This window comes from Massilia rubra (assembly GCF_011682065.1).
Classification (GTDB): Bacteria; Pseudomonadota; Gammaproteobacteria; order Burkholderiales; family Burkholderiaceae_D; genus Telluria_A; species Telluria_A rubra.
In genome coordinates, this window is the sequence record NZ_VUYU01000012.1 from 48,502 (window position 1) to 62,674 (window position 14,173).

At 64.0% G+C, this 14,173-nt stretch carries 14 protein-coding genes; 9 read left to right on the forward strand and 5 right to left on the reverse strand.

Going from position 1 to position 14,173, the window contains the following annotated elements:
* Nucleotides 1-34 precede the first annotated feature (34 nt).
* On the reverse strand, nt 35-1,699 hold the full coding sequence (locus F0185_RS18540) for a hypothetical protein (protein ID WP_167226874.1): 1,665 nt from the start codon (nt 1,697-1,699) through the stop codon (nt 35-37).
* A 177-nt stretch (nt 1,700-1,876) separates the two neighbouring features.
* Between F0185_RS18540 and F0185_RS18545 the strand changes: the two genes are divergently transcribed.
* From F0185_RS18545 to F0185_RS18555, 3 genes are all read left to right on the forward strand, one after another.
* A complete protein-coding gene (locus tag F0185_RS18545) occupies nt 1,877-2,575 on the forward strand; it encodes a hypothetical protein (protein ID WP_167226876.1) in 699 nt (232 codons plus the stop codon).
* A 10-nt stretch (nt 2,576-2,585) separates the two neighbouring features.
* On the forward strand, nt 2,586-2,885 hold the full coding sequence (locus tag F0185_RS18550; RefSeq protein WP_167226878.1) for a hypothetical protein: 300 nt from the start codon (nt 2,586-2,588) through the stop codon (nt 2,883-2,885).
* A gap of 90 nt (nt 2,886-2,975) precedes the next feature.
* Nucleotides 2,976-3,896 (forward strand): ADP-ribosylglycohydrolase family protein, encoded by a 921-nt coding sequence (locus tag F0185_RS18555; protein ID WP_167226880.1) that lies wholly within the window; start codon nt 2,976-2,978, stop codon nt 3,894-3,896.
* Nucleotides 3,897-3,980: 84 nt separating this feature from the next.
* Here the strand turns inward: F0185_RS18555 and F0185_RS18560 are convergent, their stop codons facing one another.
* Nucleotides 3,981-4,718 (reverse strand): NUDIX hydrolase, encoded by a 738-nt coding sequence (locus F0185_RS18560; protein WP_167226882.1) that lies wholly within the window; start codon nt 4,716-4,718, stop codon nt 3,981-3,983.
* A gap of 145 nt (nt 4,719-4,863) precedes the next feature.
* Here F0185_RS18560 and F0185_RS18565 point away from each other — a divergent pair, with 145 nt between their 5' ends.
* From F0185_RS18565 to F0185_RS35345, 4 genes are all read left to right on the forward strand, one after another.
* Nucleotides 4,864-5,709, forward strand: a complete 846-nt coding sequence (locus F0185_RS18565; protein WP_167226884.1) for a TIGR02452 family protein — start codon at nt 4,864-4,866, stop codon at nt 5,707-5,709.
* A gap of 149 nt (nt 5,710-5,858) precedes the next feature.
* On the forward strand, nt 5,859-6,152 hold the full coding sequence (locus F0185_RS18570) for a hypothetical protein (RefSeq protein WP_167226886.1): 294 nt from the start codon (nt 5,859-5,861) through the stop codon (nt 6,150-6,152).
* A gap of 233 nt (nt 6,153-6,385) precedes the next feature.
* Complete coding sequence (locus tag F0185_RS18575; protein ID WP_223164534.1) at nt 6,386-8,164, forward strand: DUF885 domain-containing protein; 1,779 nt, start codon at nt 6,386-6,388, stop codon at nt 8,162-8,164.
* Between the two features lie 117 nt (nt 8,165-8,281).
* Nucleotides 8,282-9,997, forward strand: coding sequence for a methyl-accepting chemotaxis protein (locus F0185_RS35345; protein ID WP_167227107.1), 1,716 nt, complete (start codon nt 8,282-8,284; stop codon nt 9,995-9,997).
* Here F0185_RS35345 and F0185_RS18585 read toward each other — a convergent pair.
* Nucleotides 9,994-10,650, reverse strand: a complete 657-nt coding sequence (locus F0185_RS18585) for a TetR/AcrR family transcriptional regulator C-terminal domain-containing protein (RefSeq protein ID WP_167226888.1) — start codon at nt 10,648-10,650, stop codon at nt 9,994-9,996. The genes F0185_RS35345 and F0185_RS18585 overlap by 4 nt on opposite strands.
* A 73-nt stretch (nt 10,651-10,723) precedes the next feature.
* On the opposite strand from F0185_RS18585, the gene F0185_RS18590 reads away from it, so the two are divergent.
* A complete protein-coding gene (locus F0185_RS18590; RefSeq protein WP_223164535.1) occupies nt 10,724-12,238 on the forward strand; it encodes an FAD-dependent monooxygenase in 1,515 nt (504 codons plus the stop codon).
* 193 nt (nt 12,239-12,431) lie between these two features.
* Here the strand turns inward: F0185_RS18590 and F0185_RS18595 are convergent, their stop codons facing one another.
* Nucleotides 12,432-12,725, reverse strand: coding sequence for a hypothetical protein (locus F0185_RS18595; protein WP_167226890.1), 294 nt, complete (start codon nt 12,723-12,725; stop codon nt 12,432-12,434).
* Nucleotides 12,726-12,784: 59 nt separating this feature from the next.
* Nucleotides 12,785-13,213, reverse strand: a complete 429-nt coding sequence (locus F0185_RS18600) for a hypothetical protein (RefSeq protein ID WP_229477091.1) — start codon at nt 13,211-13,213, stop codon at nt 12,785-12,787.
* A gap of 135 nt (nt 13,214-13,348) precedes the next feature.
* Here F0185_RS18600 and F0185_RS18605 point away from each other — a divergent pair, with 135 nt between their 5' ends.
* Nucleotides 13,349-14,164, forward strand: a complete 816-nt coding sequence (locus tag F0185_RS18605) for a porin (protein ID WP_167226892.1) — start codon at nt 13,349-13,351, stop codon at nt 14,162-14,164.
* The last annotated feature ends 9 nt before the right edge of the window (nt 14,165-14,173 follow it).

Genomic DNA, 14,173 nt, shown 5'->3' on the forward strand with positions numbered 1-14,173 from the left:
TGGTCGTGTTCAAAATAGCGGGTGCTGGCTGCGGTCAGCTCAGATCGTCATACATCTCGAGCAGGCCCGGTGTCCAGAAGCGCCGTGGCAGGATCATCGCCACGCCGGGCACGTCGTCGTGGATGAGCAGGGGATAGAACGGCTGGCACAGCCGCTCGCCCTGCAAATGCTTGCGCGGATAGATGATCGCCGAGGTGCAGATATCGTCGCTGGAAATGCTGTACGGCATGCGCAAACCGAAGACGCTGACATGTTCTTCTGTAAGGAAATCGGAAAAGAACGACAGCCTCGGGTCCGACAGGCGGCAACCCTTGACCTTGATGAAGCGGCTGGTGGCCTGGCGCAACTGTTCCGGCGGCACGATGCCGTGCGGGTCGTACATGATCTGGCCCAGGCAGTCTTCCCTGCCGGGTTCGAAAATGGCATAGTTGGCCTGCACCGTCACGCCCCATACCACCCTGCCACCCCGGAACAGGGTGCGGTAGTTGTCGTACCAGTGTTCGAAGGTGTCACCGGCAATCCAGTCCGGCCGCGCCAGATCGAGATAGTGCATGCCGAGCGGCGGCAGCGCATCGATCATCTGCTGGATCAGCGGCATTTCGTCGTTGATCTGGCGCGGCCGGCCCGCCTGCACTGTCGCCGCCAAGTCCGTGAGCGCGGTGCGGAACTGCTGGGAAGTTTCTCCGCGAAACAGGCGGCCCAGGATCAGCTCGACCGGCAGGAAAGGCGCCGCCTCGGCGCCGCCGTTGAATTCGGCGACCAGGGCGGGGTAGGGGGTGGCGGCCAGCCTGGCGCGCCTCGGGTATTTTCTGTGCCATTGATCGCAGGTATACCAGTCGACCCAGGAGGCCGACGCCTTGGCGATGACCTTGCCGCAGTACGCCGCCAGGCAGTGAAGAAAATTCAGGTTGGCGCGGCGGTCGAGGAAGTCGCTTTCCGGCATGCCGAGGGACGCGGCCGCCTGTCCCAGGAAATCGTCGATGCGCAGCAGGCTGGGCACGCTGAAGTCCAGCTCCAGCTGGTAGAGCGCGTCGCGAAATGCGAGGCCGTCCGCGAACGGGTAACGCTCGACCAGCGCATCGAGGTAGTGGTTGATCTCGTTGTTGCAGTCGGCCTGCGTGCTGGCCGGATCGAGCGTGGCGGCGCGCAAGGGCAGCGGGGCCGAACTGGCTTCGAACTCGGCCTGACTGGGCACGCCGGTCTTGTCGTATTCCAGGGCGCGCATCCATTCGCGCCCACCGAGGCTGCCCAAGACGGCGCGAAAAGCTTGCACTATCTCGTCCAGCAGCGCCGCGCTGGCGGCGGGGCAGTCGGTCGCGCGCAGCATGCCGGCGAAAAAACGCCCGGCGCTCGCCTTGGTGGCATACGGCAGCAGCAGGACTACGCCGTCGAGTTCCTGCGGGCCGCGCCCGAATTCAAGGTACAGGCCGCGCGAGGCGGTACTGTCGTTAAAGCGCGCGCCAGCGCTGAACAGCATGAAACTGGCCACCGAGCCGGCCGGCACGGCATGCATGAACGCGCGCCGTTGCGATGCGGACAGGGGGAGTTCGTCGCGCAGGGTGGTTGCCTGGCTGCGGCCGTGTCTGTCGACCTGGAAGCAGGTCAGCGGGAAATCGGCCTGTTGCACCGTGAGGAAGGCTTGATACGCCGCTTCCGCAGCAACGTGCAGCGTGTCATGTACCGCTTGTGCGAGCGCCATGTGGGTCGTTCCTTGCAGTTGGCGACGCCGCGAACGGGCCGAAAAGTTGGTTTTTGGTTTGTGTGTATGCTTTAAGGCAATATATTATCAGTCAATCGTGTATTGACCAATGGATTGGCACTGCTTGGTGGAATTTGTACGTATCATAGTGGCAACGGCGCCACAACGAGGAAAAGCATGACGACTGAGAACCAAGCGTGCCCGCCCGAGCCGCACTTGCCGCACGCGGCGGACCCATGGTGCGCGGCGGCGCTGCGGGCGCTGCCCCTGCCATCAGCGGATCAGCATTGCGCCTTCGTTGAGCACGTGCGTAACGCGCATAGCTGGTACAAGCATTTGCCCTTGCAAGAGGGTGGCCGCTTTGTGGTGTTCCTCGCGCCTGACGCCGGGCTGAACTATCCGACTCAGCACCCATTGCTGCCACGCGGGAATACCCTGGAAGGATATCGCGAGGCGTTCGGCTACCTTGCCTATGCGTGGAGCGTGAGTGGCGAGCCAGTGCAACGCGACGCACGCGGCGCCGTGTTACTCCCGCCCACGTTTGCGCACGAATGCCGCTTTGTCCTGTATCCGTACGTCTCGGAGGATTTTTACTGGAGTGTTCACGAGGCCGCTGTCGCGCGGCTCAAGGCCGGAGCGGAGCATCCCGACCGCGCCCGGGTGTGCGCATGGCATGACGCCGAGCAAGCACTGGAGCGCGCCGAGAGCGGGGCGGCGGAAGTGTCCGCGCAAATGCGCCTCAGGCAAGAAGTCAACCGCTTGGCCGGCGCGCTGCAGATCGAGCAAGTAATGCGGATCGAGCAGGCGCTGCACAGCTTGTATCGGTGGCATGGGCGGGAAGATGGTCGCCCGGATGGCATTGCATGCTCGACGTAAGGGGCGCTACTTGAGCGAAGATACAAACAATGTCGTCGTGCGGCCAGTATGTGCGCGAGCCACCTCGATCGTATTGTCCGGCGGTATGGCCCTGCTTGGTATTGCTTCTGCCGTCTGTGCGCAAGCCACTGCGCTCGATTATCGTCACCTGCTACACTTTGTCATTCTGTACGGTTGCGTTCCCCAGATCATACTGTTTGCCATTCTGGCCGCTGGCGCGACGCGCAAATTCATCGTTGCGGGAGCGCTGTGCCTTATCCTCACATGGAGCGCGGTCGCCGGGCTCGCGGCCCGCGTGTTGCTTCCTTAGGTTCTGGTTCAAGGTGGAATGCGCTCGTCCGGCATGGATCATCCGGTCTTTTTTCATCGATTATGTACGCCACTTAGCCAGCACACACTCATGAATCCACTCTCACGCGCACTTGAATCGCTTGACGGCCTGTCGGTTGGCGATGCGTTCGGCCAGTGCTTTTTCCAGCTGGACGATCCGGACGGCGATGTGGCCGAACGCCGCTTGCCGCCATCGCCATGGCATTACACCGACGACACCGAGATGTCGCTGTCGATCCTTGCCGTGCTGGCGCGCCGTGGCCATGTCGACCAGGACCTCCTGGCCGCCAGCCTGGCCGCGCGCTACGATTACGACCGCGCCTACGGCCCGTCGATGCACCGGGTACTGGCCCGCATTCGCGAGGGCGAGGATTGGCGCGCGGTCGCCGGCAGCACCTTCGAAGGGCAGGGCTCGTGGGGCAATGGCGCGGCCATGCGCGCAGCGCCGCTGGGCGCCTTCTTTGCCGACGATCTGGCGCAGGCCGCTGCCCAGGCGGCGCTGTCGGCGCAAGTGACGCACGCGCACGCCGAAGGCGTGGCCGGCTCCGTGGCCGTGGCGCTGGCCGCCGCGCTGGCAAGCCGTCTGCGCGGATGCGCCACAATGCCGACCTCACGCGATTTTCTTGACGGCGTGCTGGCGCTGCTGCCGCCGGGCGAGGTGCGTTCGCGCATCGTGCGGGCGCAGTCGATCGGGAGCGTCAAATCGGTGCAGTTCGCGGTGTCGATTCTCGGCAACGGCGTCGGCATGTCGGCGCAAGACACCGTGCCGTTTGCGCTGTGGTGCTGCAGCCACCATCTGGATAACTATGAAGAGGCGCTGTGGCTGGCCGTCAGCGCGGGCGGCGACCGCGATACCATCTGCGCCATCGTGGGCGGCATCGTGGCCTGCTGCGCCGGTGCGGCAGCCATCCCGCAGGAGTGGAAAGGGCGCCACGAGCCACTGCCGACCTGGCATCTGCCGAGCGGGACCGACCACGCGGTGCTGGGCTGAAAAGCCGGCGGCGCAGTCCGGGCCGGCGAAGGATTCCTTATAGATCGTCGCCGGCATCCGGCGGCGGATCGGACGGCATGACCATCATGCCCCCATCGTCCTGCTGAAAAACACGGTCGGCTGCCCGCTGCGAATGCGGTACAGCTGCGCCGGACGATTGCTGCCATGGCGCTGCTTGCCGGTGATTTCTTCCAGAAAGTCGCCTTCCTTCACGCGCTTGCGAAAGGCGCTCTTATCGATTGGCCGCCCCAGCACGATTTCATACACGCGCTGTAAATCGGAGAGGGTGAATTCCGGCGCCAGCAGGTGTGCCGGCAGCGAGGTGTATTCGACCTTGTTGCGCAGCCGCTGGACTGCCGTGGCCAGGATCACGCCGTGATCGAACGCCAGGTCCATGTCCACCCCGGCCGCGCCGACAGGATGCCAGGAGGCGGCGTCGGCTCCCGCTCCGTGCTGCAATGCGATATGGTCCGACCCAATCAGTGCGAAATACGCGAACGTGGCCGACCAGCCGCGCGGATCGCGCGTACTGCTGCCGAATCCCTGCAATTGCTCAAGATAGGGCGCCGTCACCCCGGTCTTTTCGCGCAGCTTGCGCAAGGCCGTTCCGTCCAGGTCCGGGTCGTTGCGGATATCGATAAACCCGCCGGGCAGCGCCCATTGCCCTTTGGCCGGATGGGCGCCACGGCGTACCAGCAGTACGTGCAAGGCCTGCTCCCGCACCGTGAAAATCACCAGGTCGACGCTGGTCAATGGCACATCGAATGCGTGGACGTTGTAGCTGGCGAGATATTCCTGTTCAGTGAGATCGGCGTTACCCATCGTTGTCCTCGTTGTCGTGAACGCGGATTCTATCACTTTTGCAGCGTTAGTTAAAAATTACAACTAAGTTAGTTGCACTTTTCTACTAAGTCATTTATGCTGGAGCGATGCAAATCAATGGCAACCATAAAAAGAAGGAACGGCAATGAGTATCAATCGAGATCGTCGCGCATCGATTGCGCAAGAAACCCTGGCGGTCATGGAACGGGGAAGTTATCAGAACGGGCGCGGGGAGGAGGTGTCGATAGCCGCTGCGCAGGCGCTGGCCGTGGCGCAGTCGCGCCATTATTCGTCCGACAGCCTGGCGCAATTGAGCCAGGCGCCGGTTCGCGGCGAAGCGACAATCACGCAGTTCGAGGTGCGCAACGAGTCGAGCCTGGCCGCCGCGCGGCGCATTGTCGGCGCGGGACGCCCTGATCCGCTGTGCCTCAATTTCGCCTCCGCGAAAAACCCGGGCGGCGGTTTTCTCGGCGGTTCCGAAGCGCAGGAAGAAAACCTGGCCAAGTCGTCCGGCCTGTATGCGTGCATCGTGCAGATGACGGAAATGTACGCCGCCAACCGCGCGCTGCGCTCGTGCATCTACAACGACGACATGATCTACTCGCCCAAGGTGCCGGTATTTCGCGACGATGCGTATGGGTTTCTCGACGCGCCTTATCTGGCGAGTTTCGTCACCGCGCCCGCCGTCAACCGCGGCGCGCTGGCGCGCAATGAACCGGAACGCATGCAGGATGTGGAAGCATGCATGCTGCGGCGGATCGACAAGCTGCTGGCGCTGGCCCTGCATCACGGCCACACCGACCTGATTCTCGGCGCGTGGGGTTGCGGCGTGTTCGGCAACCTGCCCGGTGAGATGGCCGGCTGGTTTGGCGCGCAGTTGCTGCATAACCCGCGCTACAAGCATGCGTTCGGCCACGTCACGTTTGCGGTGCTCGACCGACACGATCGCGGCACCTTCGCCGCCTTCGATGAGGTATTCGGCAGGCTGTAAGATGGCGCCATGCGTGCCATGTGCATGTCAGCCTGATTGCCGGAGAGAGCATGGGATGTCCCGTTTGCCGCTGCGAAGAAGCACATCGTCCCGCTACACCGTGTAGCATGGAAATGTGGACGTGCAAGTCTTGCGGCCACGATTATTGGGTGCGCATTCACTACCTGATGGAACCGGGGCCGGACACGGTGATCAGCGTCACGTTCACAGGAAAATACATATTGCCGCATCCGCAAGATGCAAGCAAAAGCTATCTCAAAATGAAGCGTCTTTTGAAAGGCTGCCAGCATTTCCGCCTCTGGAACCTGGAACGCCAGTTTATCGACAAGGCGCACGTGTGGGAGCTTGGCTGTTTCCTCGACGATGAAGTCGAGCTGTTGTTGCCGGAATGTGAAAAACTCGGCTTGTCGATCGAATTCAGGGTGGCCTCGGATAATGACTGAGAGGGAAGGGTAATGGCATGCCCGGATAGTGTGGGATCTGGGCGAATTCTTCGACGTTGAATTGGAGAGGATCGAGCCTATTGCGCCAGGCATGGGATTGCGATTGATTTTACGGAGATCAGTCATCGCTGACATCGGAAGCTTTGATCATTTGGCCGCGATCTGGTAAAACTATGCTCCGCGTATCAGGCCGGTTCCCGGCCGCACGCATATGTATATCTACAAGGAGCGTCATGCCGAAGTCCCCCACCACCATTCGCACCGTCCGTGCCGCCGTCGCGCTGGCCATGCTGTCGCTGTGCGCCGCTGTTTCCGCCGCCGAACCTGCGTGGGTCACCAAAAGTAATGCCAACGCCAAGCTGGTACTGAACGTCATGGCCAAGTACGAGCCCGAAAGCGCCAGCGGCCTGGGCGTCGATGGTTACGACGAGCAGATTACCGACCTCTCGCGCGATCACTTCGAGCAGACCAATAAAGATACCCGCGCCGTCATCGCCGAGCTGCAAAAACGCCGCAAAACCGAAACCGACGCCAAAATCCGCCAGGATATCGATATCCTGATCGGCAGCGCCGAAGACCAGCTGCGCGCGGCCAGTCTCAATCGTCAATACTTTGTGCCGTTCGATAACCTGGCCGCGCAGCTGTTTGGCGTCGTGCGCCAGACGCTCGATCCGCGCATTCCTAAAGAACGCCAGAAGACCCTGCTGGTGCGCCTGCAGAAATACGCCGGCCTGGCCAAGGGCTATCGCCCGGCCACCGAACTGGCGGCCGAGCGCCTGCAGGAACGCCTGAAAGCGAACAAGGCCCTGATCGGTCCTTTCAAGGATGAAGTGGAACAGGCGATCAACGATAGCCCGACCCTGATCAAGGGGATCAAGGAGCTGCTCGCCAAAAGCGAGCTGCAAGGCTGGGAACCGAGTTTCGCCGCGCTCGAAACGCAGCTGACCGCCTACAACGAACACGTGAAAAAGCAGATCCTGCCGCGCGCCCGTAGCGACCATCGTTTACCGGCCGAGGTGTATGCGAATAACCTGCGCCAGTTCGGCGTCGATATCAGCCCGCAGGAATTGATTGCCAAGGCGCTGACCTCGTTCGCCGAAATCCGCAACCAGATGAATATCACGGCGGGCCTGATCGCGCGCGAGCGCAAACTGGCCAATCCGGATTACCGCGCCGTCATGGCCGAGCTGAAGAAACAGCAGATTGCGCCCGAGCGCGTAATGCCCTTGTACGCCGACCGCCTGACCCAGATCGAAGCGGCCGTGCGCGAACAAAAGATCGTGTCGCTGCCGGAGCGCAAGGCGGTGATCCGCATGGCCAGCACGGCCGAGAGCGCCGCGCAGCCGGCGCCGCACATGAATCCGCCACGCCTGATCGGCAACACCGGCGAATACGGCGAGTTCGTCCTGACCGCCGGCATGCCGCCCGACGCCAAGGGAAAAATGCTCGCTTTCGACGACTTTACCCACGAAGCGGCAACCTGGACCCTGACCGCGCACGAAGCGCGGCCAGGCCACGAGCTGCAATTTGCCAAGATGATCGAAACCGGCGTGTCGACCGCGCGCGCGGTGTTTGCGTTTAACAGCGTCAACGTCGAGGGTTGGGCCTTGTACGCGGAAGCCGAAATGCAACCGTACGAGCCGCTCGACGGCCAGTTGTTTGCGCTGCAAGCGCGCATGCATCGCGCCGCCCGCGCCTTCCTCGATCCGATGGTCAACCTGGGCGAGATCACGCCCGAGGGCGTGAAAGCCTTTCTGATGGACGAGGTCGGTTTGTCGGAGGGCATGGCGACCCAGGAAATGCAGCGCTACACCTTCCGCGCGCCGGGCCAGGCGACCTCGTATTTCTACGGCTACCAGCGTCTGATGGAAACGCGCCAGGCGGCCGAGGTGGCTTTGCGCCGCAAGTTCAACCGCCAGGCCTTCAACGACTTCGTGCTGGCGCAGGGGCTGGTGCCGCCGACCTTGCTGCGCCAGGCCGTGCTGCAGGAATTCGTCCCGGCCCAGCGTTAACGCGCAGCGGCACGCAATGTGCCGCATAACAACACTCCTTGACGATATCGCACGCCGTGGGCTTACAATCGTTCGCATTGGTTCGCCCCCTGAACGCTCGTCAAGGAGATTGTCGTGATGTTTTCCCATCTGAAAATTGGTGCGCGCCTGGCAATCGGGTTCGGCTTGACGATTTGCATCCTGCTGGTGATGTCGCTGCTCGGCATCAACCGCATCCGCTACACCAGTTCCCTGACCGACCATATCGTCAACGACCGCTATGTGCAGGTGGAACTGACCAATGTGATGCGCAGCTACGCCAACCGTGGCGCCCAGTCGCTGCGCAACGCCATGCTGGCGCCCGATCCGGCCCAGGCCAAAGCCTTGTTGAGCAGCATGCTCGACGCCGACCGTACCGGCGCCGAGGCAGCCGCCAAGCTGGGCGCGATGATGCTCTCCGACGAGGCTAAACAATTGTTCCAGGATCAGGCCAAGGCCTTCGATGCCTATTTCCAACTGCGTTCGCAAGCGGTCAAACTGTTCGAGCAGGGCGGGCGCGAGGGCGCCGTGCCCTATCTGTTCAAGGATGTCATTCCCGTGCAGAACGCCTACTTCGGGCGGCTCGACGCGGTCCTCAAATACCAGACGGGCCTGATGGCGCGCGATGGCAAGGAGGCGGCGGATGCGTCGAGCTCGGCCGCAATGTTGATGTTGCTGCTGCTGGCGCTGGCGACCGCGGTGTCGGCGCTGGCGGGCTGGCTGATCACGCGCTCGGTGACCGTGCCCATCGGCGAGGCGGTGGCGCTGGCCGAGACGGTGGCGCGCGGCGACCTGACCACCCGCATCGTCGTCACCCGCCAGGATGAAACCGGACGCCTGCTCAGCGCGCTCAAAGACATGGTCGAGAGCCTGACCCGCACCGTCGGCGCGGTGCGCAGCGGCACCGATACGATCACCACCGCCTCGACGGAAATCGCGGCCGGCAATATGGACCTGGCCTCGCGCACCGAAAACCAGGCCGCCAGCCTGGAAGAAACCGCCTCGTCGATGGAAGAACTGACCTCGATCGTCAAGCAAAACGCCGACAACGCGCGCCAGGCCAACACCTTGGTTGTTTCCGCCGCCGAGCACGCCAACAAGGGTGGCCGGGTGGTCAGCGACGTGGTCGGCACGATGGGTGCGATTCGCGAAAGTTCGGGCAAGATCGTCGATATTATCAGCGTGATCGATGGCATTGCGTTCCAGACCAATATCCTGGCCCTGAACGCGGCGGTCGAGGCGGCCCGCGCCGGCGAACAGGGGCGCGGTTTCGCGGTGGTGGCGTCCGAAGTACGCAACCTGGCCCAGCGCTCGGCCAGCGCGGCCAAGGAAATCAAGGCGCTGATCGACGATTCGGTGGGCAAGGTCGAGACCGGTAGCGGGCTGGTGACTCAGGCCGGCGCGACCATGGACCAAATCATGGGCTCGGTGCGCCAGGTGGCCGACATCATGGGCGAGATCGCCGCCGCCAGCGCCGAGCAGAGCGCCGGGATTAACCAGGTGAATGGGGCGATCGTGGCGATGGACAATGCCACGCAACAAAACGCGGCGCTGGTCGAGCAGGCTGCCGCGGCGGCGGCGAGCATGCAGAGCCAGGCCGTGCAGCTGGCCGAGGCGGTCAGCGTGTTCAAGCTGCATGGCGACGAGGTGGCTGGCGCGGCGCTGCGCACGCCGGCGCGCGCCAGGGCCGTGCCTGCGGCGGCGGCCAGGCCGGCCGTCAAGCCAGCCACCCGGCTGGCCGGCGCCGGTCCGAAGCCCGCGCCCAAGCCGGTTCCCAAGGCGGCCGCCGATGCCGACGCATGGGAAGAGTTCTAGGAGTTTGCGCCGCTGCCCATCTTGGCGTCCAGGCCGGTCAGGATCAGGTCCAGTCCGGCCTCGAAGCGGGTGTCGAAATCGAGGTCGAACAAGTCTTCCATGGCCGCCAGCACATGCGGATAGCGTTGCGCCGCCAGCGCTTCGAAGGGCGCGCGGCGGCCGGCAACGTCGAGCGCGGCCGGGGCTGACGGATCGAGCGCCTGTTCTTCCATCACAAAACCGAGCACGTAGTACAGGATCGAAAACGCGCCCCAGCCGGCCATGCGGGTGCCGGCGCCAGCTTCGCGCAGCGGGCCGATCATCGATTCGGCCACGCGCAGCACATTGTCAGTGACGACGTAAGTGCCGGCAAACACACGCGCGCCGTCGCGCCGGGCCAGCAGGGCGGCGCGCACCGCCCGCGCCGTGGCGCCCACCGCGGTGCGCCATGCGGGGGCCGCTGACCCGTCCGCAGGCCCGGGCGGCGCGACGCCGGCCATCAGCGCATCGGCCATGCCATCCATCAAAACCTGCTTGTTGGCAAAGTGCCAGTAGAGCGATGCCGCCTTGATGCCGAGCGCGTCGGCCAGGCGCCGCATCGTCAATCCTTCCAGTCCCACTTCATCGAGCAAACCCAATGCCGTGGCGATCACCACCTCGCGCGAAATTCCCATGCCTTCCTCTTTTCCTTGACAATCTAACGTTGTTAGGCGTACCTTGACGACTCCCCTAACGATGTTAGCTTATATGACGATGACAAGCAATGCAGAGGTAATCGTAGCCGGAGCGGGTCCGGTCGGGCTGTTGCTGGCGTGCGAACTTGCGCTGGTGGGCGTACGCGTGACGGTGCTGGAACGGCGCACCGAGCCGGTGCCGCAGTCGCGCGCACTGACCATGCACGGGCGCACGCTGGAAATGCTGGCGCTGCGCGGCGTGGCCGGGCGCTTTCTGGCGCGCGGCATGCCGATTCCCAGCGGCCACTTTGCCGGCCTGCCGACCCGGCTCGATTTCAGCGCCTGCGACAGCACCTATCCTTTCACCCTGTTCCTTCCCCAGCGCGTGACCGAAGAATTGCTCGAAGCCTGGGCGGGCGAGCTGGGCGTGGACCTGCGGCGCGGCGTGACGGTCGAATCGACCGGGCAGGACGAGGACGGCGTGTGGGTCGTGGGCACACAGCGCGGCACGCCATTGCGGCTGGCGGCGCGCTACCTGGTCGGCGCCGACGGTGCGCGCAGCCTGGTGCGGCGCCAGGCCGGCATCGCCTTTGATGGCGTGCCGCCAACTAAGACGGCGATGCTTGGCGACGTGCTGCTGCGTACGCCGCCGGCCGGGCGTGCCTTAAGTCTCGGCAATCCGGCCGGCGGCTTGATGGTGGTGCCGCTCGGCGGCGAGTTGTACCGGGTAATCGTGGTCGATGCGCAAGAGATCGACCTGCCGGTGGAGACGCCGGTCAGCTTGGACGCACTGGCTGCGGCGACGCGGCGCGTGGCCGGGGACGACTTCGGCATGCATGCGCCGCAATGGCTGTCGCGTTTTTCGAACCAAACCTGCCTGGCGCAGTCATACCGTCAGGGGCGCATATTCCTGGCGGGCGACGCCGCTCACATTCATTTGCCGGCTGGCGGGCAGGGCATGAATGTGGGCATGCAGGACGCCATGAACCTGGGCTGGAAGCTGGCCGGCGTGCTGCGCGGCAGGGCGGATGCGGCGTGGCTGGCGGGCTTGCTCGACACTTACGAAGCGGAGCGCCATCCGGTCGGCGCGGCGCTGTACCGCAACACCCTGGCGCAAAGTGCGCTGATGATGGAGTCGTTCGACCCGGCGGGCCAGGCCCTGCGCGCCACGCTCAGCGAGCTGATGAAGGGGGCGGAACTGAACGCGGTGCTGGCGCATGACTTGTCGGGCTTTGGCATTCGCTACCCGGCTGCGCTGCTTCCCGTCGAAGTGGGAGGAGAGGCGTGCGCGCACTGGACGGGGCGACGTCTGCCCGATTGGCCGCTGCGGCATGCCGATGGAACGGCATCGTCGCTGTACCGGCACCTCGCTGGCGGGCGCTGGGTGGTATTGCGTGTCGATGGTGGCGCGCAGGCTGGCGTGCCGCGCGTGCTCGATGGCGCCTGGGCTGGCGCGCGATGCGATAGCGGCTGGGTGGACATGATCACGGCAGCGGTGCCGGGAAGGGAGGAGGAACTCGATGGCGTGGCGGCGCTGATCGTGCGGCCGGATGGCTATGTGGACCACGCCATTGCGTCCATGCATTGAGCACACGCCTGAGGCCGACGGTTCCAAGACCGTCGCCCCGCGCAGGCCGGGGCCCAGGTTCGTCGCTCTGATCCCGACGTCCCCAACATCGTCGCTCTGGTCCCGAAGTCCTCAACACCGTCGCCCCCGCGCAGGCGGGGGCCCAAGTACGTCATTGCGTCGCCGGCGGCGGGAACGATGGGATGACGCCCGGTCAGGCCAGCTTTGCGTCGCCCTCGTCCGCATGGCGTGCCAGGGTGTCGTGAAGAGGGAGGTTGGCGTCATGCACGGTGGCATAGTGCTCATTAGCGGCAACGAGGCGCTTGGCCTCGGCAAGCGTCATTCCATACGAGCTACGAACGGCCACGATTGCGTCGGCAATCGCGCATCGCTGCGAGAACAACAGGGCAATCATGTCGTCCGGCGACGTTCCGTTTGCCACCAGGGCCTTGAGGGTGTCGTTCGAGGTGTCATCGAACCGATGTCGTTTTGTCATCATCGCCGGCATTCCCTGGTCCTTCGCCTGTCCTGGCGACACCATTAATTGTGCACTCAGACGACAGCGCCTTACTCGCCATCGCCATCGCCTTCGTCGGGCGCGAGAGACACCTTGCTTTTCGCGATCCCAGGCGAGCGCAGCGGGCGGCGCCGGCGTGCCGCGCGCGCCGCCCGCACCCCGTCCAGCCAGTCGCGCCCGGACCCGGCCAGCGCCGCGTCGATCACCTCTTGCGGCAGGCAATACACCGACGCCCAGCCGGCCCGGCCATCGGCCGTGTTGGTTGGAAAATCCCTGCGCTCGATCGGCCAGCCGTACTTGCGGATCAGCGCCCGGATCACCGTGCTCAAGCTTTGCTTTCTTTGGTCGAAAATACTCTCAATCCCTGTCATGTCGTCGGACGCCAGCAACACCGCCAGCACATCGGCGCGCAGGGTGCCTGGCATTTTGGGATAACGGAATGGTTTGTCGCTGGCGCTGCTGGTGCTTCTGGTAATCACTATTACGTCCTGTCGGGCCGGGTGGTCGAAACGATATTGACGATGATAACGCGCTATGTGGGGTAACGGACAGAACAAATATTCCTTCTGGGGGATAACGTAAGCAGCGTAGAATCAATTGTACGGAGTGCCGCCATGAAAACATCTTCTCTTGCCATTGTTGCCTTATGCGCCTGCGCAGCGGGAGCACAAGCCCAGACCCAGACACAAACATCCGTGTACCGGGCCGCCATTGCCGGGACCGAGGCGAAGCACGGCCTGTCCCTGGTCGATGTCAGCGACCTGTTCGAACCGGGCAGTCCGGACACCGCCACCAGGGTGTTCGGCTATCCGGGCAAGCGCATGGGCTTGCAGGATATGACCGAGCCGCGCGGCATTGCGCTCAGTAACTTCGAGCGCGACCGCCAGAACAGCCGCGCCTGGGGCTTGTCGGTTGGCGTTTCCGACGGACCGGTCACCCTGCGCCTTGCGCACCAGAACAAAAGCGTTGCCAAAGTGGCGCCATCGACCGCCCTCGGCGTGCGCATGGATGCCAAGAATTCCATCGCCGCCGCCAATGTCGACCTGGGCCGCATGAAGGTGTACGCCGCCTACAGCGCCAACCGCGGCTGGGGCAACTCGCCTTTGTGGAATCCCGACAATCCGTACGGCGCCGCCATGGCCAGTACGCCATCGACCGACAGCCGCGACGTCCTGGTCGGCGTTGCCGTGCCGATGCGCGCCATGACTTACCTGGTCTCGTTCGTGCGCAAGAACGACCGCGACCGCGCCAACCGCGATGTCGATATGCTGGCCTTCGGCGCCACCTATCAAATTTCGCGCCGCACCGATTTCTATACCGCCTATTCGCTGGTGAAACACCGCACCGGTCCCGGCTACATGGCCATGACCGCGCCCGACGGCGGCAAGGGCTGGTCGGCCCTGAACGTGGGCATGCGCCACTCGTTTTAAGTCATTCCC

Excerpts from the sequence above, each read along its gene's own strand:
- F0185_RS18605 (WP_167226892.1), top strand. The coding sequence starts at position 13,349 with ATGAAAACATCTTCTCTTGCCATTGTTGCCTTATGCGCCTGCGCAGCG.
- F0185_RS18590 (WP_223164535.1), top strand. The coding sequence starts at position 10,724 with ATGACGATGACAAGCAATGCAGAGGTAATCGTAGCCGGAGCGGGTCCG.
- F0185_RS18585 (WP_167226888.1), bottom strand. The coding sequence starts at position 10,650 with ATGGGAATTTCGCGCGAGGTGGTGATCGCCACGGCATTGGGTTTGCTC.
- F0185_RS18595 (WP_167226890.1), bottom strand. The coding sequence starts at position 12,725 with ATGCCGGCGATGATGACAAAACGACATCGGTTCGATGACACCTCGAAC.
- F0185_RS18560 (WP_167226882.1), bottom strand. The coding sequence starts at position 4,718 with ATGGGTAACGCCGATCTCACTGAACAGGAATATCTCGCCAGCTACAAC.
- F0185_RS18575 (WP_223164534.1), top strand. The coding sequence starts at position 6,386 with ATGCCGAAGTCCCCCACCACCATTCGCACCGTCCGTGCCGCCGTCGCG.
- F0185_RS35345 (WP_167227107.1), top strand. The coding sequence starts at position 8,282 with ATGTTTTCCCATCTGAAAATTGGTGCGCGCCTGGCAATCGGGTTCGGC.
- F0185_RS18540 (WP_167226874.1), bottom strand. The coding sequence starts at position 1,699 with ATGGCGCTCGCACAAGCGGTACATGACACGCTGCACGTTGCTGCGGAA.
- F0185_RS18555 (WP_167226880.1), top strand. The coding sequence starts at position 2,976 with ATGAATCCACTCTCACGCGCACTTGAATCGCTTGACGGCCTGTCGGTT.
- F0185_RS18565 (WP_167226884.1), top strand. The coding sequence starts at position 4,864 with ATGAGTATCAATCGAGATCGTCGCGCATCGATTGCGCAAGAAACCCTG.
- F0185_RS18545 (WP_167226876.1), top strand. The coding sequence starts at position 1,877 with ATGACGACTGAGAACCAAGCGTGCCCGCCCGAGCCGCACTTGCCGCAC.